This is a genomic window from Rhizobium laguerreae (assembly GCF_019778565.1).
Lineage (GTDB): Bacteria > Pseudomonadota > Alphaproteobacteria > Rhizobiales > Rhizobiaceae > Rhizobium > Rhizobium laguerreae.
This window is the reverse complement of record NZ_JAAXQT010000007.1, coordinates 33,683-52,096: the sequence shown is the minus strand read 5'-3', so window position 1 is coordinate 52,096 and position 18,414 is coordinate 33,683. Positions and strand designations below refer to the sequence as shown.

The 18,414-nt window shown below is 60.1% G+C and carries 20 protein-coding genes; 9 read left to right on the top strand and 11 right to left on the bottom strand.

Translation table 11 applies throughout. From position 1 onward, the window contains the following. The first annotated feature begins 18 nt into the window (after window positions 1-18). The gene (locus HFO71_RS21245; RefSeq protein WP_020047375.1) at window positions 19-201 is read left to right on the top strand and encodes a hypothetical protein; all 183 of its coding nucleotides are present in this window, start codon (window positions 19-21) and stop codon (window positions 199-201) included. A gap of 181 nt (window positions 202-382) precedes the next feature. Here the strand turns inward: HFO71_RS21245 and HFO71_RS21240 are convergent, their stop codons facing one another. Further along, window positions 383-1,282 (bottom strand): helix-turn-helix transcriptional regulator, encoded by a 900-nt coding sequence (locus tag HFO71_RS21240; RefSeq protein ID WP_094087754.1) that lies wholly within the window; start codon window positions 1,280-1,282, stop codon window positions 383-385. Between the two features lie 248 nt (window positions 1,283-1,530). Between HFO71_RS21240 and HFO71_RS21235 the strand changes: the two genes are divergently transcribed. The 8 genes from HFO71_RS21235 (at window position 1,531) to HFO71_RS21200 (ending at window position 10,103) form a co-directional block, all read left to right on the top strand. Continuing rightward, window positions 1,531-2,994 (top strand): aldehyde dehydrogenase, encoded by a 1,464-nt coding sequence (locus tag HFO71_RS21235; protein ID WP_221988403.1) that lies wholly within the window; start codon window positions 1,531-1,533, stop codon window positions 2,992-2,994. 68 nt (window positions 2,995-3,062) lie between these two features. Next, the gene (locus tag HFO71_RS21230) at window positions 3,063-4,382 is read left to right on the top strand and encodes an ABC transporter substrate-binding protein (RefSeq protein ID WP_221988402.1); all 1,320 of its coding nucleotides are present in this window, start codon (window positions 3,063-3,065) and stop codon (window positions 4,380-4,382) included. A gap of 6 nt (window positions 4,383-4,388) precedes the next feature. Further along, complete coding sequence (locus HFO71_RS21225) at window positions 4,389-5,144, top strand: ABC transporter ATP-binding protein (protein WP_206108839.1); 756 nt, start codon at window positions 4,389-4,391, stop codon at window positions 5,142-5,144. Continuing rightward, window positions 5,141-5,869 carry an ABC transporter ATP-binding protein gene (locus tag HFO71_RS21220; RefSeq protein ID WP_168335544.1) on the top strand — a complete coding sequence of 243 codons (729 nt, stop codon included), beginning with the start codon at window positions 5,141-5,143 and terminating at the stop codon, window positions 5,867-5,869. Before HFO71_RS21225 ends, HFO71_RS21220 begins: the two co-directional genes overlap by 4 nt. Continuing rightward, the gene (locus HFO71_RS21215) at window positions 5,866-6,774 is read left to right on the top strand and encodes a branched-chain amino acid ABC transporter permease (protein WP_221988401.1); all 909 of its coding nucleotides are present in this window, start codon (window positions 5,866-5,868) and stop codon (window positions 6,772-6,774) included. Before HFO71_RS21220 ends, HFO71_RS21215 begins: the two co-directional genes overlap by 4 nt. Continuing rightward, the gene (locus HFO71_RS21210) at window positions 6,771-7,808 is read left to right on the top strand and encodes a branched-chain amino acid ABC transporter permease (protein WP_131641403.1); all 1,038 of its coding nucleotides are present in this window, start codon (window positions 6,771-6,773) and stop codon (window positions 7,806-7,808) included. Before HFO71_RS21215 ends, HFO71_RS21210 begins: the two co-directional genes overlap by 4 nt. Before the next feature lie 40 nt (window positions 7,809-7,848). Beyond that, a complete protein-coding gene (locus tag HFO71_RS21205) occupies window positions 7,849-8,634 on the top strand; it encodes a coniferyl-alcohol dehydrogenase (protein WP_132612153.1) in 786 nt (261 codons plus the stop codon). A 23-nt stretch (window positions 8,635-8,657) separates the two neighbouring features. Beyond that, window positions 8,658-10,103 carry an aldehyde dehydrogenase gene (locus tag HFO71_RS21200; protein ID WP_221988400.1) on the top strand — a complete coding sequence of 482 codons (1,446 nt, stop codon included), beginning with the start codon at window positions 8,658-8,660 and terminating at the stop codon, window positions 10,101-10,103. A 155-nt stretch (window positions 10,104-10,258) separates the two neighbouring features. On the opposite strand, the gene HFO71_RS21195 is transcribed toward HFO71_RS21200, so the two are convergent. The 10 genes from HFO71_RS21195 to HFO71_RS21150 form a co-directional block, all read right to left on the bottom strand. Beyond that, entirely contained in the window at window positions 10,259-11,437 is a 1,179-nt protein-coding gene (locus tag HFO71_RS21195; protein WP_221988399.1) for a hypothetical protein, read from the bottom strand. Between the two features lie 95 nt (window positions 11,438-11,532). After that, the gene (locus HFO71_RS21190; protein ID WP_077976760.1) at window positions 11,533-12,105 is read right to left on the bottom strand and encodes a hypothetical protein; all 573 of its coding nucleotides are present in this window, start codon (window positions 12,103-12,105) and stop codon (window positions 11,533-11,535) included. 328 nt (window positions 12,106-12,433) lie between these two features. Then, the gene (locus HFO71_RS21185; RefSeq protein ID WP_131641406.1) at window positions 12,434-12,937 is read right to left on the bottom strand and encodes a hypothetical protein; all 504 of its coding nucleotides are present in this window, start codon (window positions 12,935-12,937) and stop codon (window positions 12,434-12,436) included. 84 nt (window positions 12,938-13,021) lie between these two features. Further along, on the bottom strand, window positions 13,022-13,915 hold the full coding sequence (locus tag HFO71_RS21180) for a leucine-rich repeat domain-containing protein (RefSeq protein WP_132612161.1): 894 nt from the start codon (window positions 13,913-13,915) through the stop codon (window positions 13,022-13,024). A gap of 410 nt (window positions 13,916-14,325) precedes the next feature. After that, window positions 14,326-15,237, bottom strand: coding sequence for a hypothetical protein (locus HFO71_RS21175; RefSeq protein ID WP_221988398.1), 912 nt, complete (start codon window positions 15,235-15,237; stop codon window positions 14,326-14,328). A gap of 70 nt (window positions 15,238-15,307) precedes the next feature. Continuing rightward, the gene (locus HFO71_RS21170) at window positions 15,308-15,907 is read right to left on the bottom strand and encodes a hypothetical protein (RefSeq protein ID WP_131641410.1); all 600 of its coding nucleotides are present in this window, start codon (window positions 15,905-15,907) and stop codon (window positions 15,308-15,310) included. A 253-nt stretch (window positions 15,908-16,160) separates the two neighbouring features. Beyond that, complete coding sequence (locus HFO71_RS21165; RefSeq protein WP_131641411.1) at window positions 16,161-16,601, bottom strand: hypothetical protein; 441 nt, start codon at window positions 16,599-16,601, stop codon at window positions 16,161-16,163. Beyond that, window positions 16,594-17,046 carry a hypothetical protein gene (locus tag HFO71_RS21160; protein WP_221988396.1) on the bottom strand — a complete coding sequence of 151 codons (453 nt, stop codon included), beginning with the start codon at window positions 17,044-17,046 and terminating at the stop codon, window positions 16,594-16,596. Before HFO71_RS21160 ends, HFO71_RS21165 begins: the two co-directional genes overlap by 8 nt. A 24-nt stretch (window positions 17,047-17,070) precedes the next feature. Then, window positions 17,071-17,736 (bottom strand): GAD-like domain-containing protein, encoded by a 666-nt coding sequence (locus HFO71_RS21155; RefSeq protein WP_025397019.1) that lies wholly within the window; start codon window positions 17,734-17,736, stop codon window positions 17,071-17,073. A gap of 267 nt (window positions 17,737-18,003) precedes the next feature. Beyond that, window positions 18,004-18,306 carry a PAAR domain-containing protein gene (locus HFO71_RS21150; RefSeq protein ID WP_080685848.1) on the bottom strand — a complete coding sequence of 101 codons (303 nt, stop codon included), beginning with the start codon at window positions 18,304-18,306 and terminating at the stop codon, window positions 18,004-18,006. Window positions 18,307-18,414: the final 108 nt, after the last annotated feature.

Genomic DNA, 18,414 nt, shown 5'->3' with positions numbered 1-18,414 from the left:
TTCCGAAAGGATAGACCGATGAACAGAAGCCGGTTTTTTGCAATATTTGCATTCGTGACGCTTGTCGCGTTCTGCGCGATCATCCTGGCGTTTGTTCCACGGTTCGATTTGGCCGCTGCACTGCTGATCGGGATTGTCCCTGCGGGGTACGACATCTGGGATCAGCTCTTTCGGCGACGCCCGTCGAAATCGTCCGGATAGACTGCAATCGTTCAACCGCCGCCCTTTCGTGACGGCAATCCGCTGCAAAAAGCCCGTTCGTCCATCGACCTACGGGCTCTCGGCTTGGAAATTGGTCACCCATGGCCCCTCCCTGTGAAAGCGAGAGGCACCGGCGTTACGCGAACTTCCGGTTGACTCGCATCGAGAAGGCGTCGGTGCCCTAAGGCCAATCCGCATAACCCGAGGACAGCATGCTGTTTTCCGAGCCGGCGGAAGCGCGGGCGATCTCGCGGTAGCCGGCGGGTGAAAGGCCGGTCTTGCGCTTGAAGAAATGGCTGAAATAGGTTGGGTCGCGAAAGCCGAGGCTGTCGGAGATTTCCTGGATATTGCGGGCCGATCGCTCCAATCTGAGCTTTGCCTCCTGCACCACACGCTCGTGCAGCAGTTGGATCGGCGAGCGGCCGAGCGCCCTTTGGCAGGTGGAATGCAGCCGGTCGGCCGTGACGCCCAACTCCGCGGCATAATCGCTGATCGGCCGGTGCTGGCGGAAACCGGCCTCGACCAGTTGCCGATACCTCTGCAGGATCGAACCCACTTCGCCCTGCCCGCGCTGCTCGCTTCTCTCGCCATCGGAGCCACGCCACAGCGCCATCAGGATGAGCCTGATATAGGCGGAGGCGACCATCCAGGAGGAGCGGGAGGGGTCGCCCAGTTCCCGCACGAAGCCGGAGATCAGCGGGCTGATTTCGGTGACCGTCAAGGGATCCAGTGCCTCGACCAGCTTGCGCTGTTCGGTGAAGATGCGCAGCGAATAGGATTCCACCTTGTCGCCGATCGCATCGACCATGATCTGCGGCGAAGCGCCGACCAGATGAGCCGCGGTTCCGGCTGATATCGACAGGTCGCATCGCGCCTGCGGCGGCAGGAAGGCAAGCAGCGGTCCGTGCAGCGGCCGATGTTCGCCATTGTCGAAATGAAGCTCCCCACTCCCCTCCCCAAGCAGCAGGAAATGGTGGAAATCGGCATACAACCCTTTTTGAAAACGGATGCGCCGGTGCGACAGCGACGGAGCATGCCATTCGCCCCTGGCATAATGATGAATCCCTCCGTCCGTCGCCAATGCTTTTCCTCCGCTTCCCAAGTCAAGCAATGCTGATATCACCGGATAATTACAATATTAACCCAATAAATCGCATTCCATCCGCGCCAGATCGGCGTAACCTTTCTCCATCAGCCTTTGGGAGGAGGCACTTCAACAGATGCAGGAACGGTCAGGCCGCCTTCGTGGCGCCGCGTCCGCTCGTTTTCTCCCATGGCAACAACGCAAACCGGCATGTGGCGCCAGCACGTGGCGCCAATACGGGTCGAATGGGTGGAACAGTGTTTTCGGCAAAGCTGATGATCAACAACGAGGCGATGGATGCTTCCGAAGGGGCCACCTTCGAACGCATCGATCCGTTGACCGGCGACATCGCAACGATCGCCTCGGCAGGATCCATTGCCGACATGACGCGGGCAGCCAATGCGGCAGCAGCCGCCTTTCCGGACTGGTCGCAAACCGGCCCGGGCGAACGGCGCAGACTTCTGAATGCCGCAGCCGATATCCTGGAGGCCCGCACATCCGAACTCGTTGCCGCCATGACCGGCGAAACCGGCGCCACCACGCAATGGGCGGCGATCAATTGCGGGCTCGGCGCCGATATCCTCCGCGAGGCGGCGGCGATGACCACGCAAATATCCGGAGAGCTCATCCCTTCCGGCACTCCGGGAAGCCTTGCCATGGCCGTCCGTCAGCCGGCAGGCGTCTGTGTCGGCATTGCCCCCTGGAACGCACCTATCATCCTCGGCACCCGCGCCGTCGCCATGCCGCTTGCCTGCGGCAACACCGTCGTCCTCAAGGCCTCCGAACTCTGCCCGAAAACCCATGGCCTGATCGGCGACATCCTGCGTGACGCCGGCTTTCCGCGCGGAGTCGTCAATGTCGTTTCCAATGCGCCGAGCGATGCCGCCGTTGTCGTCGACGCGCTGATCGCCCATCCCGCCGTGCGCCGCATCAACTTCACCGGCTCCACCCGTGTCGGCAGGATCATTGCCGAATCCGCGGGAAGGCATCTCAAGCGCTGCCTGCTCGAACTCGGCGGCAAGGCGCCGTTCATCGTCCTTGCCGACGCCGATATCGATGAGGCCGTGCGCGCTGCCGCCTTCGGCGCCTTCATGAACCAGGGGCAGATCTGCATGTCGACCGAACGGATCATCCTGATGGACGAGATCGCCGATGGCTTCGTCGGCAAATTCCGGACGAAAGCCGCAACCCTCGTCGCGGGCAATCCCAAGGACGGCAACACGCCGCTCGGCACGCTGATCAACACTGAGGCCGTCCGGCGTGTCCGGTCGCTCGTCGATGATGCCCTGCAGAAGGGCGCGGTCCTCGTCTGCGGCGGCCAGGCCAACGGCACGCTGATGGACGCGACGGTCATCGATCACGTGACGCCTGCCATGCGCATCTACCGCGAGGAAAGCTTTGGACCGGTCGCAGCGATCGTCCGCGTCGGCAGCGTCGACGAGGCCGTGACGGTTGCCAACGACAACGAATACGGGCTGTCGGCCGCCGTCTTCAGCGCCGACGTCAATGCCGCACTTGCCGTCGCCATGCGGCTCGAATCCGGCATCTGCCACATCAACGAGGCGACCGTTTCCGACGAGCCGCAAATGCCCTTCGGCGGCGTCAAATCAAGCGGTTACGGCCGCTTCGGCGGCAAGGCGGCGATCGATGAATTCACCGAGCTCCGATGGATCACCATGGCGTCGGGAAAACGGCACTACCCGATCTGAATTGAGATCGGCCGATATGAACAATGGGAACGGGCCGGGAGGCCCGATCAAGAGGGAGGAATGATTTCATGAACGGCATTTTCCGCAGCGGAAAAATCAACGCGGCATCGCTGAGCCGCCGGTCTTTCATCGCATCGACCGTGGCGGGCGGTGCGGCGCTGGCGCTTTCCGGCCGCACGGCCTTCGCTCAAAGCAGCGACACGCTGAAGGTCGGCTTCATCAGCCCGCGCACCGGCCCTCTCGGCGGCTTCGGCGAGACGGACGGTTATGTGCTGGAACTGGCGCGCAAGGCGCTGGCGAACGGCCTGCAGGCGGGCGGCAAGACCTGGAAGGTTGACATTCTCGACCAGGACACTCAGTCCGATCCCTCGCGCGCCGGCCAGCTGGCGAAGGACCTGATCAACAACCAGGCGATCGACCTGATGCTCGCCGTCTCGACGCCCGAAACCATCAATCCGGTGGCCGATGCCTGCGAAGCGGCAGGCATTCCCTGCCTCTCGACGGTCATGCCCTGGGAAGCCTGGTATTTCGGCCGCGGCGCCAAGCCGGGCGCGCCCTCGCCGTTCAAGTGGACCTATCATTTCGGCTTCGGCGTCGAAGAGTTCCACAAGGCCTATGTTTCGCAGTGGAACCTGATCGAGACCAACAAGAAGGTCGGCGTCATGTATCCCAACGACGCCGACGGCAATGCGATCCGCACCCATCTGGCGCCGGCACTTTCCAAGGCGGGCTTCACCATCGTCGATCCCGGCGCCTATGAAACCGGAACCACCGACTTTACCGCGCAGATCGCTCTCTTCAGGCAGGAGGGCGTGGAGATCTTCAATTCGTTCCCGATACCGCCTGACTTCGCCGCCTTCTGGCGTCAGGCCGCGCAGCAGGGCCTCACCCAGCAGATCAAGATCTGCCAGATCGCCAAGACGGGCCTGTTTCCCTCCGACATCGAGGCGCTCGGCGATCTCGGCCTGAACATCGGCAGCGCCGCCTACTGGCATAAGGCCTTCCCGTACAAATCCGCGCTGACGGGCGTTTCCGGCACCGAACTTGCTGATGGCTATGAAACGGCAAGCGGCAAGCAGTGGACACAGCAGCTCGGCGCCAGCCTTGCGCTTCTCGACGCCGGCTTCGATGCGCTGAAGGCCAGCACCGACGTCAAGAGCAAGGAGGCCGTCGCCAAGGCGATCAGCACGCTGAAGACCACCACCATCGCCGGCAAGGTCGACTTCAACAGCGGTCCCGTCGCCAACGTCTCTCCCGGACCAATCATCGGCACGCAATGGGTGAAAGCGCCGGAGGGCTCGAAATTCGCGCTCGACTATGTCGTCACCGAAAACGCCACCGACCCCAATGTCCCGGTCGGCGCCAAGCTCACCGCCTATAACGGGTAGCGCACAGTGCTGCAGCGGGAAGCTCAAAGACGGCCGGGGGGAGCCTTTCTCTCGGCCAAAGGGATCCACAAGCGGTTCGGCGCGCTGGTGGTGCTGGAGAATCTGGATTTTTCCATGGGCGATGGCGAGGCGATCGGTATTGTCGGGCCGAACGGCGCTGGCAAGACGACCCTGCTCAGCGTGCTCGCCGGCGCCTTCCCGCCGAATGAGGGAAGCATCACCTTCGACGGCGTCGACGTCACGCGCCGGACGGCGGCGGAACGCTGCCGCTCCGGGCTCGTCCGGACCCATCAGATTCCCAAACCCTTCGGCGGCATGACGACCTTCGAAAATGTCTTCGTCGCCGCATCGCACGGCAATACCGCAAGTCGCGACGAGGCCTATGAGCGCGTGGTGGATTCGCTTTCGCTCTGCGGCATGCTTGGCGTCGCCAACCGCCCCGCCGACACGCTCGGCCTGCTGGACCGCAAACGCCTGGAGCTTGCCCGTGCGCTTGCCACGCAGCCAAGGCTGATGCTGCTCGACGAGATCGGCGGCGGCCTGACCGATGGCGAGGCAAGCGAGCTCGTCGAAACCATCCTCGAATTGCGCCGCCGCGGCATCGGCATCGTCTGGATCGAGCATATCGTTCATATCCTCCTGCAGGTGGCGGAGCGGCTGATCTGCATGGACGCCGGCAGGATCATCGCCGATGGCGAGCCGAAAACGGTCATGAGCAATGCGGAGGTGGTCAAGGCCTATCTCGGAGGGACACCCGCATGAGCCTTCTCTCCATCCGCGACCTCGACGTCCGCCACGGCCTGCTCCAGGCGGTGCGCGGCGTCAGTTTCGATCTTGCCAAGGGCGAGGTGCTGGCGCTGGTCGGCGCAAATGGCGCCGGCAAGACGACGCTGCTCAGATCGATCGCCGGCGCCCATCTGCCATCCTCCGGCCACGTCCTTCTCAACGATGAAGATCTGGCCGCCGTCCCGTCCCACAAGCGGATCGCCAAGGGCATCGCCCTGGTGCCGGAAGGCCGGCGCCTGTTTTCGCAGATGACGGTGGAGGAAAACCTGCTTCTCGGAAAGAGCTCCGGCCGCAAGGGCGAGTGGAGCATCGACCGCGTCCTCGACGCCTTTCCGAACCTGAAACCCCGCCGTCACGCCAAGACAGGACACCTCTCGGGCGGAGAACAGCAGGCGACCGCCATCGGCCGGGCGCTGATGAGCAATCCCGATATTCTTCTCCTGGACGAGGTCTCGCTCGGCCTTTCGCCTCTGGTCGTCGATCGCGTCTATGCCCAGCTGCAGGCCCTGCTCACCTCGGGAACGACCATCGTGCTCGTCGAGCAGGATCTCGCCCGCGCCATGAGCGTGGCAAGCCGTGTCATCTGCATGCTGGAAGGACGCATCGTTCTCGACAGGCCGGCCGCCGCCGTCACGCGCGAGCACGTCACTCAAGCCTATTTCGGATTACACCGGGCAGCCGGCGAAAGGAGCGCATCGTGATCAACACCCTGCTCCAGGGCATTCTGCTCGGCGGTTACTACGCCGTCATCGCCTGCGGACTGTCCTTCATGTTCTCGGTCATGCGGATCATCAATCTCGCCCATGGCAGCCTGGCGGTCGCAGCCGCTTACGGGCTGTGGCTGCTCGCCGCCAAAGCCGGCATTCCACCTTTCGCCGGCCTGCTGATCGTGCTGCCGGTCATGGCGGCCGCCGGCTGGCTGCTGCAGCGCTTCATTCTGGAACGCAGCGCCCGCGGCGGAACGCTGCTGCCGATCCTGACGACCTTCGGCCTGTCGATCGTCATCGACAACCTGCTGTTCGAGCAGTTCGGCGCCGACACCCGCTCGCTCGCCCCGTTCATCGGCAATCTGTCCTATGCATCCTGGCAACTGCCGGGCCACATCTACGTCGGCAAGCTTGCCGTCATGATGATGGTGACGGCAATCCTCGTTCTCGGCGGGCTGCAGTTCTTCCTGAGCCGCTTTGCACTTGGTCGCGCGATCCGCGCCACGGCCGAAGATCCCGATACGGCGGGGCTGGTCGGCATCGATGCCCGCAGGGTAAACGCCGTCGCCACCGCGATCACCATGGTCACGGTCGGGATCGCCGGTGCTTTTCTCGGGATGCGGGCAACCTTCAGCGCCTATTCCGGCGGCCCGCAGCTTCTCTTCGCCTTCGAGGCGGCCGTGATCGGCGGAGCGGGATCGCTATGGGGCACGCTTGCCGGCGGCATCGTTCTCGGCCTTGCCCAATCGCTCGGCGCGCAATTGCATCCGCAAGGCTTCCTGATCGGCGGCCATGCCGTGTTCCTGCTGGTGCTTTTCGTCAGGCTATCCCGGTTCGGCATGCCGGCTCTCGACAAACTTGCCGCCTCCCTGCGCACCCGTCTCCGGAGCCCGACATGAGCCCCAACGCGACCCTTGCCTCCAACGGAATATCGATAGAACGCTGGACGAAAGCGTCACGGGTGGCGCTCGGCTGCATGGCCGCGGTGCTTGCCCTGCTGATGTTTGCCCCAGCCGTGCTCGGCGCCGGCGCGATCGACCGGATGACGGCCCTGTTCATCTACGTGATCCTTGCCGCCATGTGGAATGCGCTTGCCGGTTTCGGCGGGCTGGTCTCAGTCGGCCAGCAGGTGTTCTTCGGCCTCGGCGCCTATTTCACCATCCGGCTTGCGGATGCGGGGCTCAATCCCTTCGTCGCGCTCCTTGCCGCCGCGATCGTGACCGGCGCGCTGTCGATCCCGCTTTCGCTGTTCATGCTGCGCCTGAAGGGCGGCGAGTTCGCGATCGGCATGTGGGTTATCGCGGAACTCGCCCATCTGCTCGTCAACCTCGACCGGCTGATCCAGGGGGAAACGGGAACCTCGCTGATCTCGCTCAACGTCTATGACGGCGCGACGCGGCGGGCAACGATCTACTGGCTCGCCTTGACGGCCATGGCCGCCCTGCTCGGTGCTCTCTTCATCCTGATGCGCAGCCGTGCCGGCGCTGCGATGCAGGCGATCCGCGACAATGAGGAGGCGGCAACCTCGGTCGGCGTGCGCGTGATCGCAACCAAAAGGCTGCTCTTCGTGCTCGCCGCCTTCGGTATCGCGGTCGCCGGAGGCCTATGGCTGGCGACCGCCACGACCTTCCAGCCGAAGACCTATTTCAGCGTCCAGTGGACGGCCTACATGATCTTCATGGTGCTGGTCGGCGGGATCGGCAAGTTCGAAGGCGCGATCCTCGGCGCCATCCTGTTCTTCGTGATCGAAACCGTCTTCGGCGGAGCCGGCGTCTGGTATCTGATCGGCCTCGGCGCCACGGCCTTGATATTCTCGCTCTACCTGCCGCGCGGCCTTTGGGGCGAAATCGAGCGCCGCTTCGATTTTCAACTTCTGCCGGTCGGCTACCGGCTGAAATTGCCCGGTCCGCATAAAATCAAATGGGAAGAATGAGCCGGCTTATTTCCGGATTCTGTTGCGAAAGGTGACGTTCATGCTTTTTGGTAAAACAATCCTGGTGACCGGCGTCGCATCCGGCATCGGCGCCCGCACGGCGGAACTGGCCGGCCAGATGGGCGCCGAGGTCATCGGCGTCGATGTGCGCGAGCCTGCCAGTGGAGGGGCCGCCTTCATCAAGGGCGATCTGTCGACTGCATCAGGCGTTGCCGAGATCGTTGCGCAGCTTCCGGTGCGCCTCGACGCGCTCGCCAATGTCGCCGGCCTCTCCGGCAGCACCGGCATCTCCTCGACGCTCGCCGTCAATTTCTACGGGCTTCGCGCCCTGTCGGAAGCCGTGGCGCCGCGCCTGCGCGAAGGTGGCGCCGTCGTCAACGTCGCCTCGATCGCCGGCTACGGCTGGCGCGCCAACATCGAGCGGGCAAAATCCTTGGCCGGAATCGAAGGCTTTCCCGAAGTGGCGGCGGTTGTCGCCGAGCACGGTCTCAAGGATGAGGAAGGTTACCCGATCTCCAAGGAGCTGCTGCTGCTCTGGACCATGCGCGCCGCCCATCAGCCGCTGTTCAAGAACCGCGGCATCCGGGTGAATGCGGTCAGCCCCGGGCCGGTGGAAACGCCGATCCTCAAGCAGTTCCGCGCCGTGCTCGGCGACGCCAGGGTCGACAGCGACATTACCCGCGTCGGCCGCGCCGGCACCTCCGCCGATATCGCACCCGCCGTGCTCTTCCTCTGCTCGGATGGCGCACGCTGGATCAACGGCGCCAATCTTGCCGTCGACGGCGGCCTCGAAGCTTCCATCAACGCCGAAGTCCTCGGCTTCTAGTTCTTGTCCCAAGGAGACCTCCGATGAATATTTCCCTCCTCATCAACGGCGCAGACCGCGCGGCCTCCGGCGGCCGCACCTATGATCGCATCGATCCCTTCACCGAGAAGCTCGCAAGCCGCGCCGCCGCGGCAAGCCTGGAAGATGCTGCCGCTGCGGTCGATGCCGCCAGCGCCGCCTTCGGCGCCTGGTCGAAGACCGGCCCCGGCCAGCGCCGCGCGATCCTGATGAAGGCCGCCGATATCATGGATTCCAAGGTGGGCGAGTTTACCCAGCTGATGATCGAGGAAACGGGCGCCACCGCGCCCTGGGCCGGCTTCAATGTCATGTTCGCCGCCAACATCCTGCGCGAGGCCGGCGCCATGACGACGCAGATATCAGGCGAAATCATCCCTTCCGACAAGCCCGGCACGCTCGCCATGGGCGTTCGCCAGGCTGCGGGCGTCTGCCTGGCGATCGCCCCCTGGAACGCGCCGGTCATCCTCGCCACCCGCGCCATCGCCATGCCGATTGCCTGCGGCAATACGGTCGTGCTCAAGGCCTCCGAACAATGCCCCGGCACGCACCGGCTGATCGCCACCGCGCTGACCGAAGCCGGCCTGCCGGCCGGTGTCGTCAATGTCATCACCAACGCGCCGGAGGATGCGCCCGAGATCGTCGCCGCGCTGATCGCCCATCCGGCCGTCAAGCGCGTGAACTTCACCGGGTCGACCAAGGTCGGCAAGATCATCGCCGAGACCTGCGGCAGGCATCTCAAACCCGCCCTCCTCGAACTCGGCGGCAAGGCGCCGCTGGTTATCCTCGACGACGCCGATATCGACGGTGCCGTCAACGCCGCCATTTTCGGCGCCTTCATGAACCAGGGCCAGATCTGCATGTCGACGGAACGCATCATTGTCGACGAGACGATCGCCGATCAGTTCGTGGCCAAACTGGCCGCCCGCGCCAGCCAGCTCCCGGCCGGCGATCCGCGCGGCCACGTTGTTCTCGGTTCGCTGATCAGCCTCGACGCGGCGAAGAAAATGGATGAGCTGATTGCCGATGCGACCGCCAAGGGTGCAAAGCTCGTGGCCGGCGGCAAGCGCTCGGGCACCGTGGTCGAGGCGACGCTGCTCGATCACGTCACGCCCGAGATGCGTGTCTACTCGGAAGAATCCTTCGGTCCGGTCAAGCCGATCATTCGCGTCTCCGGTGAAGAAGAAGCCATCCGCATCGCCAACGACAGCGAATACGGCCTGTCCTCCGCTGTCTTCAGCCGGAATGTCCAGCGAGCAATGGCCGTTGCGGCGCGGATCGAATCCGGCATCTGCCACATCAATGGCCCGACCGTGCACGACGAGGCGCAAATGCCCTTCGGCGGCGTCAAGGGCAGCGGCTACGGCCGCTTCGGCGGCAAGGCGGCGATTGCCGAATTCACCGATCTGCGCTGGATCACGGTCGAGGATTCCGCCCAGCACTATCCTTTCTGAGCCGGTTTTACAGCCGTCACCGTGCCACGACGCCATTGCGATCGTGGCACGGCCTATGCTCAGACCGGCGAAAGAGATTCGCTCCGCCCTTAGGAAGATGCTTCAGCGCTTCGATATGGCGTGGGCGGCGACCCGCGACTGCGATCGGTCCGAGTTCAGCTCTCCAGCCATTGGGCGATGAGCTTGGCTGCCGCCCGCTTGCGCCCCACACGAATGTCGGCGGCGCCGGTATCGAAATCCAGGCCGTTTTTCTCGCGCACCTGTCTCAGCCATGTCGGAAAGGCATAAAGATTTCCGCAACCGAGAACGGGAAGGCCGAGATCGTTCCGGCAGGTCTTTTTCTCGCTTTCCGAAAACTCTCCGCGCTCGGCGATACGCGCATTCAGTTCCCACTGCCAGTCCGGGTTCGGCCGGATCTGCAATCGCACAACGTTCTTGGCAATCAGCGGATGACCTTCGGAACCGCGCAGCGGGACCGCAATATGAATTTCCCAGTCCTCGTCATCGCCAAATGGCAGGCCCAACCTTTGGGCCAGAGCGACGGATTCGGTGGCATTGCGGCGCGCAAGCTCGATGCCCTTGAGCTGCCGCGCCAGCGAGCGGAAACGCTCTTCGTCAGGCTCGATATCCGGCAGGACTGTCTCGACATAGCGGTGCAACATCGCCAGTTGCTCGACGCGCCGCATGAGATCATATTTGCCCTCGATCATATCGGCAACAAGATCGCCGCGGGTCGCCTTGTTGAGCAGGCAGATAAACACCATGCCCCAGAAGCTGAGATTGGTGACATCGTAGAGGTCTTCGCCGTAACGTCGGTCGTGGCGATAGTCGAGATGCCGGAAAACCTCGAGAATGCGCACCGCCTCGTCGGCAAAGGGAACAAACTTTGCCTTCTTGTCGCGCTGCGCAGGCATCGTCGTATAATTGCCGACCTGCGCAATGAGCTTGAGCCGCGCTTTTAGCGCCTTGGCCGAAATCGTCTCGCCGCTGGGCAAGGCGCCAGTATCGTCAAAACCGAACACGAACAGCAGCTTGTGCCGCCGCGACATCTGGATGACGCCGCCAAGATCGAGAAACGGCAGCATCCGCCGATAGGCCTCGAGCAGCAGCGGCATTTCCTTATCTCCGACGGAGGGTGCGCCGCCGGCAATGCGCATGAAATGGAAATAGAAATCGATCTGCTCGTTCGGATCGAGCAGCCCGGAAGCTTTGGTCGCCAGAGGCCCGATACGATAGTGATTGGCAGGCCAAAATTTCCCCTGGCACCGATCGGCAAAGGCTTCGTTCTCATCGGCAATGAATGTCCGCAGCAACTTTGCGTCGGTGTCGGTCATGGCGCTCCCCTAATTGTCGCGAAGCCGTCCATTGCTTAGGAAGCCGCTCGATTTGTCTCAGCACCTCAGCCACATCGAGCGAAGGTCGCTTCGGGTTATCTCAGCTCAGCCAATATGCTCCGGTCGTAAGTCATATTCTGGCGGCGATGAACCGCAGTGGTGCTCAGCCGTTTACCAGCTCGCAGCATTTGAACTGCCTCAGTGCTCAGCCACCAAGATTGAACTTTTTCGAACTTCGCCTTTTTCAGAGAAGCCTGAAAATCTCGCATTATTTTCTTTGCGAATTCATTGTTGTGCATTGACCTGACACTTCCGGGTAAAAGGGTGCCGTCCTCCCAAATGCCGGCGAGCGTCATTTCAACAGACTCGTCATTAAATCCGCTATAGACACTCCACATCTTCCTTCCGAACGTGTCGGAGTCCTCGCTCGTATACGGATGTAAATTCAACCGCGAGCCGGCAGGAACAACGAGATATGAATCCGATCCGCTGGCGGTTTCGTTCGTGGCAACCCCTGGATTGGGTATTTCGGCCCCGGAAATCAGCGGAGGGTCTTTAATGTCATAGCTTCCAACTCGTGCAAACACGATTTTGTTGGTCGTCTCCAAAGCAGAAATTATCGGCTGTATATCGTTTGGAGTCGCAAAGAATAGGATCTGCTTCATCATCCGACTTTCGGAACTAGTGCTTCAGAGCCTTGGTCGCAAAGATATTTTTCTTACCGGAATAGCGATGCATGACCGTCGTGAGCCGTTCGGGCAAGTCGTCAGCTCAGTTCCCGATTCGAAGAATTCCGAAAGCGATTCTCGCGTTCTCTGCAGGTCCTGCAGAAAGACATCTTCCCCGATGGCGAGCGTATACGCTGCACATCCTCTGAAGATAGTCGGTTCCGATTCCCTTTGACACCCTTGATCTTGAAGCTGGGGCGCTGTGGCCGCAAATCGCGCCTGATGCGGCGCACGGCATCTAATGCCGGCTGACGGGACCAAAACCGCATCACACGACGACGGTTCCCTCGCTTTCCTTTCGATTAAAATGCAACGACGTATCGCGGGCCACTTCTTCCCTGACGGTAGCAACGATCTTCTCCCACCAATCCAATGCGATGATCTTCACCTTGGCCTTTTGGGCAATCGCAGCAAGCGCCGCTCTGATCATCTCGAGAAACCGGTCGAGCTTGTTGGATGCGCCGGTGATCGCCTCGTAGCGCAGGCGCACGTAATACGCCACCCAGTCGCAGCCGGAAGGCTTGGACGCCCTACCATACAGGAAGACATCCGGATCGTTCGCGCTGGCGGCAATCCCTTGTTGCGCGGCCAGCACCGAGCCTCGCAGACTGTCCACGTAGACAGTGATATCTAGTCCCTTATGCGCGGTGGTCCGTTTCGTCTCGTCGAAGCCCGCCGCCGAGATAAGGCCTGCGAGCCGGATGATCAGAGTGTGGGAAACCCACAATGCGGAACTCGTGTCCGTCATGGATTGGAGGAAACCCAACTTCATCGCTTCATCCCGTGCTTGCCTACTGCACAATGCTACAGCGTCCTTCGAGCGTCTGAAAAGACGTGCAGGACGGGAAAAGCCCTCTCAATCAAAAATGCTGCTCAACGCGCGCCCCAGCTTCCCGAGATCGCCCCCTTCTTCATAGAAGGGGTCACGCGGCCGATAGGCATTGATGACGTAGTTGCGCAGCTTCGGAAAATCCTCTTTCGATAACTTGCAAGGAAGGTGAGATATTTCGAGATTTTGCACAATATCACTCTTTAGGTTTTCCCAGCCTTCCAGCTTGTTCTTCCCATATATCCGTAGCGACCGGAGTTTCTTCAACTTCGAAAAAACCGAAACATCGCCTGCAATCTTACATGAGGAAATCTGCAAAACTTCGATCTCCTTGAAGCACAGAATGTCCTCGACGTCCTTGATGGTCGAAGCGATCAGGAAAAGCCTCTTGATCGGAGCTCCTTCGAAAATCGACAGGGAGCCGGAAAAGCCTTGGAGCGAGAGATTGGCGAGGTTGGGCCATTTGCCATTCAGCGCTTTGATCTTATTGGCCTTCCAATCAAGATTGAGCCATGCCTCAAGTTGCGGAAACAGGTCCGGCAGCGCATCTCCGAAAGGCACATCTTGGGTTGTGATCGCCTTGACGCTGCCGAACCGCTTGAACCTGTCGAGATCGAAATCCTTAGCAAAAGCGCCCGATCCGGACACGCCGATCTTTCCAATGGCATCCTTGTTCTTGATACCATCGAGGCTAGGGGCGAAGTATTCCTGCAGCCTCCCCTCGGCGACATCCTGAACTTCGATGGAGAAGCCATCACATTCATATTGGTCGATCAGATCACCGTATTTTTCGAAGCCTTCCTTGTTGAAGGCCGCTTCCTTCTTTGCAAATCGGGATGCAGCCGTCCGCACGATGACATGAGGCCCCCTCATCAAATTGTCCATGGTTCGCTCATCGGCTTCGAACAGAACTTCCGACACCTATTTCTCCTTATCAAGGGCAAGCAACAGTTACCTGGCTGTAGCATTTTCTTGAGACCTGGCGCTTTTGCGGCCAACGTCAAACATCGTGGAGCTGTATCAGCACTGCCGCCGCCAGAGCAGTCGCAATCATTTTTGAAATTCACATCCTCGCGTGGAGCCGGCCATCCATGATTAAGGTCCAGCAATTCTGCATCCATGTGGCTGTCCAATGGCGTCGCCCTGCATGCGAAGCCGTCGCACACCGAATGCCACGGCGCGCTTGGCATGGCCGGCGAGTTCAAAGCTCACGTGAACCTTGTTGGCCGATTGTTCCTCCGGCGCGGTAATCTCGCCATCCACGAGGAAGTCGACACTCGGCATGCTCATCGAATTCCGCATTGTATTCGGCATCGCATACCACTGCCGGTTCAGACTTTCAGATCGAACTTGTTGGTCGCGGCGGCGTAAGCCGGCAGAAGTTTTGCCAAGGTTTCGTCAAACGGAACCGGCAGCGCATTCTGGAAGCAGCAAAGCGGCGTGGCGTAGAACAGGGGATGATCCAGCGGCGGCAGATCCAGGCCACGTTGCTGGCGGAGCCGGCATGCGGCTAGCAATTCGACCGGGAAGAACCACAATTCTTCTTCGTTGACGACGTCGTAGTCATCCGTCCCGCGCCCCGATGCATGGAAGTCCGCAGCTTTTGCCAATGCCTCGTCGAATGTATGGGGCCGCGGATCGAAGAGCGTTTCGAGCAATGGGGAAAATTCACCCATTTCTACGTCATCCGGCTCCAAATCATAGGTCTCGTCGCTCCCCCGCCACGCCTTGTAGAGTTTGACTGAAAGCCATGGCAGATATTGCGGCAGATCTTTCCACGCGACGGCGCCGTTACCGTCGGTCTGTGCGTCCCACCGGTCGAAAATCGTCTCGGCGAGGCGGTTTGCATGGCTCAGCCAGCCAAGCGCCAGCATGGTGGAAACGTCGGTGAACGGCCGCATTGGAAATTTGTAGCCGGCCGGATCGTCCGATTCCATGACCGCATGCGCACATTCGTAGTGCCAGAACCGGTAAATGCCGGACCTCGCAATCTCGTCGGCAGGATAAAGGGCTTCGTGAAGGCTCTTGTTCATCGCCATCCGCATATGCCAGCTTGCGATGGAACCGAGCGCATCCGGAACCAGCTTCTTTTCGCTGTTCCCGTCACGAACGAATGGCTCGATCGTTTCAGAAAGCGGTTCGTCGTAGAGAATTTCCTTGTTGAAGGAATCCTCGACCCAGTCCCGGATGTCGCGTTTCTCTTGGTTCAGGTTTGCTTTAATCGTCTGCGCGACCGATGGCATTTTTCAATCTCTTACAAAATTTCGCTGTCAAAACATGTCCATTGTATCGGGGCGGGGAGCCCCGCCATCCTCAAATTTTCATCGGTTTATACTCGGAGAGATCAACCCCGCCTTCTCGCGGCCCGGATCGCCATATGATGGAGCGATCGGTTCGACTGCCCTCCGCGTATGCGCCTCCAGCTTCCCGTACGAATTCAAACAGGAATATGAAATTGGCTGGAAAGGCGACTTCTTCGTTCAGGATAAGGGGGGTCTCTCCCAGAGTCTCCGCAATATGTTTAATCACATCGCGGGGGCTTTCCTCGAACATAGAGATATCGCGGTATTTCAAGCTCCGCACTTTTGCGTCCGCCAATATTTCCACCAGACGATCAGAGTTGTAGGTCAGAACAAGTGGGTTATTATCCCCACGTACTTCCGTTTCGCCGGCGGCGGTAGGTCCAGTTTCTTGATATAGAGAAAGAATTTCCTGCTTTTCTTCAGCAGTCAGACCCTCTCCCAATTCAGCTAAGGTAGACTGAAGTATATCATCTGGAATTTTTTCGGAAGAAATCCCTTTCGAGGTTCCGTAGATGGAACTGAAGCGATCGACCTGTGACCGGCTCATCCCAAACCTCAACTTGCCAAGGCCGATTTTTGGCTCGATCCGCCAATGTTGGGATTCATTCATTTTCCAATCCCCATTCCGCAGCGTCCCCCGCCCCTATGGCGCCTTCAACAGCAGCTCCGGCGGCACCGCCAACCCGCGACTATATTCGATCCAGAAATCCATCATGGCGTCAGCAGTTTTCCATAATAACTCTCAGCCTGCAGCGGAAACCGTCGTACCATCTTTGAGCGGCGCGAATTCACCCAGCACTTGCTGAAAGGGGCGCTTTTCGATGGCCAGGGCCGGCGCACCCTCAGGCTAAGTCTGTGACGGCTCAGCCAATCAGCTTCCGCTCGCGCAGATGGTCGAGATACTTTGGGTCGGATTCCTCGAAGATTTCCTCACCTTCTCCCATATAGGCTCGTAACAACGGATCAGTGCTTTCCTCCTGGCGGCCAAGATCGTAAAGGCACGTGCCTATACCAAGTTGGACGAAGCTGCTGGCATAGCCGTCGCTGCTAGCCGCAGCTTGCTGAAAGGATTCTAGCGCTCCGATGAGATCGCCGTCTTCTCTTTGCGCCTCTCCGATGGAAGCATGAAGCCAGATCGCCGCGTCCCATTTACGCCGCGGTTCAGGCAATAACTTTAGAGCCGAGCGCCATGTCGAAATTGCCGCTTTTGCATCTCCGCGATCAAGGAAATCGTTCCCCTGCTCAGAGAGCAGCGTGACGCGGTCGTAGATAGCCTCGGGAAGTTCTTCTTCTCCGCTATTCACCGCGAGCAGCCTTTTCTTTCCTGTAGAACTCAAAATACACTGATTGGTCGCCCGAGAAGCCGCGTTGACCGTAGATCTCGTGAATCCGTCCGAAAATGTAATAGGCACGATCCTTGTCGCCTAGTTTGTACATAGCCTCACCTTCTGTCATGAGCACCAATTGGTCCTCGTGATTCGGATCGCCATACATCTCCGCCATAATCTGCGACCACTCGGATACGCTCTCCTTGTCTCCCAAATCAGCGAAATCTTGAACAAATCCCGCCGAGAGGCTTTGAGGATAATAGTCCCAGTCCGACTTGGGCTCGGGAATTAGGTCCCAAGCTTGCAAAGCGATATCGAGCGACCCTCTGAGGTCACCGGAGGAGAATTTCTTGCCAGATGCCTCCAGCAGTTCGTCGATGCGCTTCCTGATGGTGGGCTCGATTTGCTTTTTCCGGTTCATAAGCAACTCGCTCTGCGTCTCGCATCAGCTTCCGATCACGCGTACCGGCTGCGGCGGGAAAGGAGCATTGTCCATCAATTGCAGCTCATGCGCCTGCGCAAGGATCGCCATATGCGGCAACGCTTCGTAGATCGTCAGGCTGGCCAGCGCCCTTTTCCCGCCGAGCGCAAGGATCGGCCTGAACCCGTAGATCTGATCTACGCCGAGCTTGCCCAGCTTTGAACGCGCCGGCTTGAAAAGCTTTTCAGCCTCTGCATCGTATTCATCGAATGTCGGGCTATCGAGCAACATCAAATCGCTGGTAACGGCAATATTGGGATCGTAGGTCTTGCCGTTGACCAGCGCCTGGCACGATACCTGCCCATTCACAAGATCGATGGTCACATTCTGATGAACTTCGTTCCACGCGATGATCGTTCCGAATGCGCCAAAGCCCAGCACATGCGTCTGCTCGGCGTCAATCTGCGAATCGCCGTCAAACACGAACTTCATGATCGATGCATAGACATCGGGATCGCAGAACTGAAAATAGCCGTTCATTATGATCCCGGTCCCATTCTGCTGCCAGAACTCGATCACCGCATCGGGAACCCTGCCGCGGTAGCGCTCCACATCGACGGCCGCTCCCCCGCCCTGCGGAGCACCGAAATCCTCGACGATTGAAGCAAGCCTTACCTGATAATCCTTCACGGCACCTCCACTGAGAACCGACAGATGCACTAGGCAATGTTATGACATCGGAGCATTGCCGGGACCACCTCGCCCCTCCTCGGTCCACCGGCAATGAACTTGACTATTACTACCCTTAGTCTTTTCTGATACCACTCGATCTCTTCCACTCGCATCTGCTTCTTCTTGCTGGGAACGCGCCCGCCGCCGCTGCCAAGGAGCGGCATGGTGGATTGTAACATTGGAATGCTTCGCACTATTAGAAGCATCAGCACCGCCTGACGTCGGTTAATCGAATGTCAGCCAAGGAATTCTTTGCACCAGCCGGCCTCCATGCTCGCAAGCATCGCCGAAGCGGGCGACCTTCTGGCCCCCGATCTTGGCAACTGACGATCCGCTTGTAATACCGGCGGTCGTCGGAACGCCCGTGCATGTGCATTTGTCTCCCACTGTCGCGATTGGCACGCCTTCGACGCAGACGAAAGATTGGGATGTCGAAGACACCGGCCCTCCAACATGCGGCCGCGGCCCCGGATCGACCATCGGGCAGACATGCATATGGCCCCTAAGCGTGACCGGACGACCAACCATTTGGGCTCTCATTTCTAACGGCGAGGCTGCAAACCTGTTTCAGACACAAACCTGATATCTAATTGTTCAAGACCAGCGAGCCGGCATCAACATCTCAAGTACCTGAGA

Coding starts and splice junctions, on each gene's coding strand:
- HFO71_RS21245 (WP_020047375.1), top strand. CDS start 19: ATGAACAGAAGCCGGTTTTTTGCAATATTTGCATTCGTGACGCTTGTC.
- HFO71_RS21235 (WP_221988403.1), top strand. CDS start 1,531: ATGGGTGGAACAGTGTTTTCGGCAAAGCTGATGATCAACAACGAGGCG.
- HFO71_RS21230 (WP_221988402.1), top strand. CDS start 3,063: ATGAACGGCATTTTCCGCAGCGGAAAAATCAACGCGGCATCGCTGAGC.
- HFO71_RS21220 (WP_168335544.1), top strand. CDS start 5,141: ATGAGCCTTCTCTCCATCCGCGACCTCGACGTCCGCCACGGCCTGCTC.
- HFO71_RS21210 (WP_131641403.1), top strand. CDS start 6,771: ATGAGCCCCAACGCGACCCTTGCCTCCAACGGAATATCGATAGAACGC.
- HFO71_RS21205 (WP_132612153.1), top strand. CDS start 7,849: ATGCTTTTTGGTAAAACAATCCTGGTGACCGGCGTCGCATCCGGCATC.
- HFO71_RS21200 (WP_221988400.1), top strand. CDS start 8,658: ATGAATATTTCCCTCCTCATCAACGGCGCAGACCGCGCGGCCTCCGGC.
- HFO71_RS21195 (WP_221988399.1), bottom strand. CDS start 11,437: ATGACCGACACCGACGCAAAGTTGCTGCGGACATTCATTGCCGATGAG.
- HFO71_RS21190 (WP_077976760.1), bottom strand. CDS start 12,105: ATGATGAAGCAGATCCTATTCTTTGCGACTCCAAACGATATACAGCCG.
- HFO71_RS21185 (WP_131641406.1), bottom strand. CDS start 12,937: ATGAAGTTGGGTTTCCTCCAATCCATGACGGACACGAGTTCCGCATTG.
- HFO71_RS21175 (WP_221988398.1), bottom strand. CDS start 15,237: ATGCCATCGGTCGCGCAGACGATTAAAGCAAACCTGAACCAAGAGAAA.
- HFO71_RS21170 (WP_131641410.1), bottom strand. CDS start 15,907: ATGAATGAATCCCAACATTGGCGGATCGAGCCAAAAATCGGCCTTGGC.
- HFO71_RS21160 (WP_221988396.1), bottom strand. CDS start 17,046: ATGAACCGGAAAAAGCAAATCGAGCCCACCATCAGGAAGCGCATCGAC.
- HFO71_RS21150 (WP_080685848.1), bottom strand. CDS start 18,306: ATGGTTGGTCGTCCGGTCACGCTTAGGGGCCATATGCATGTCTGCCCG.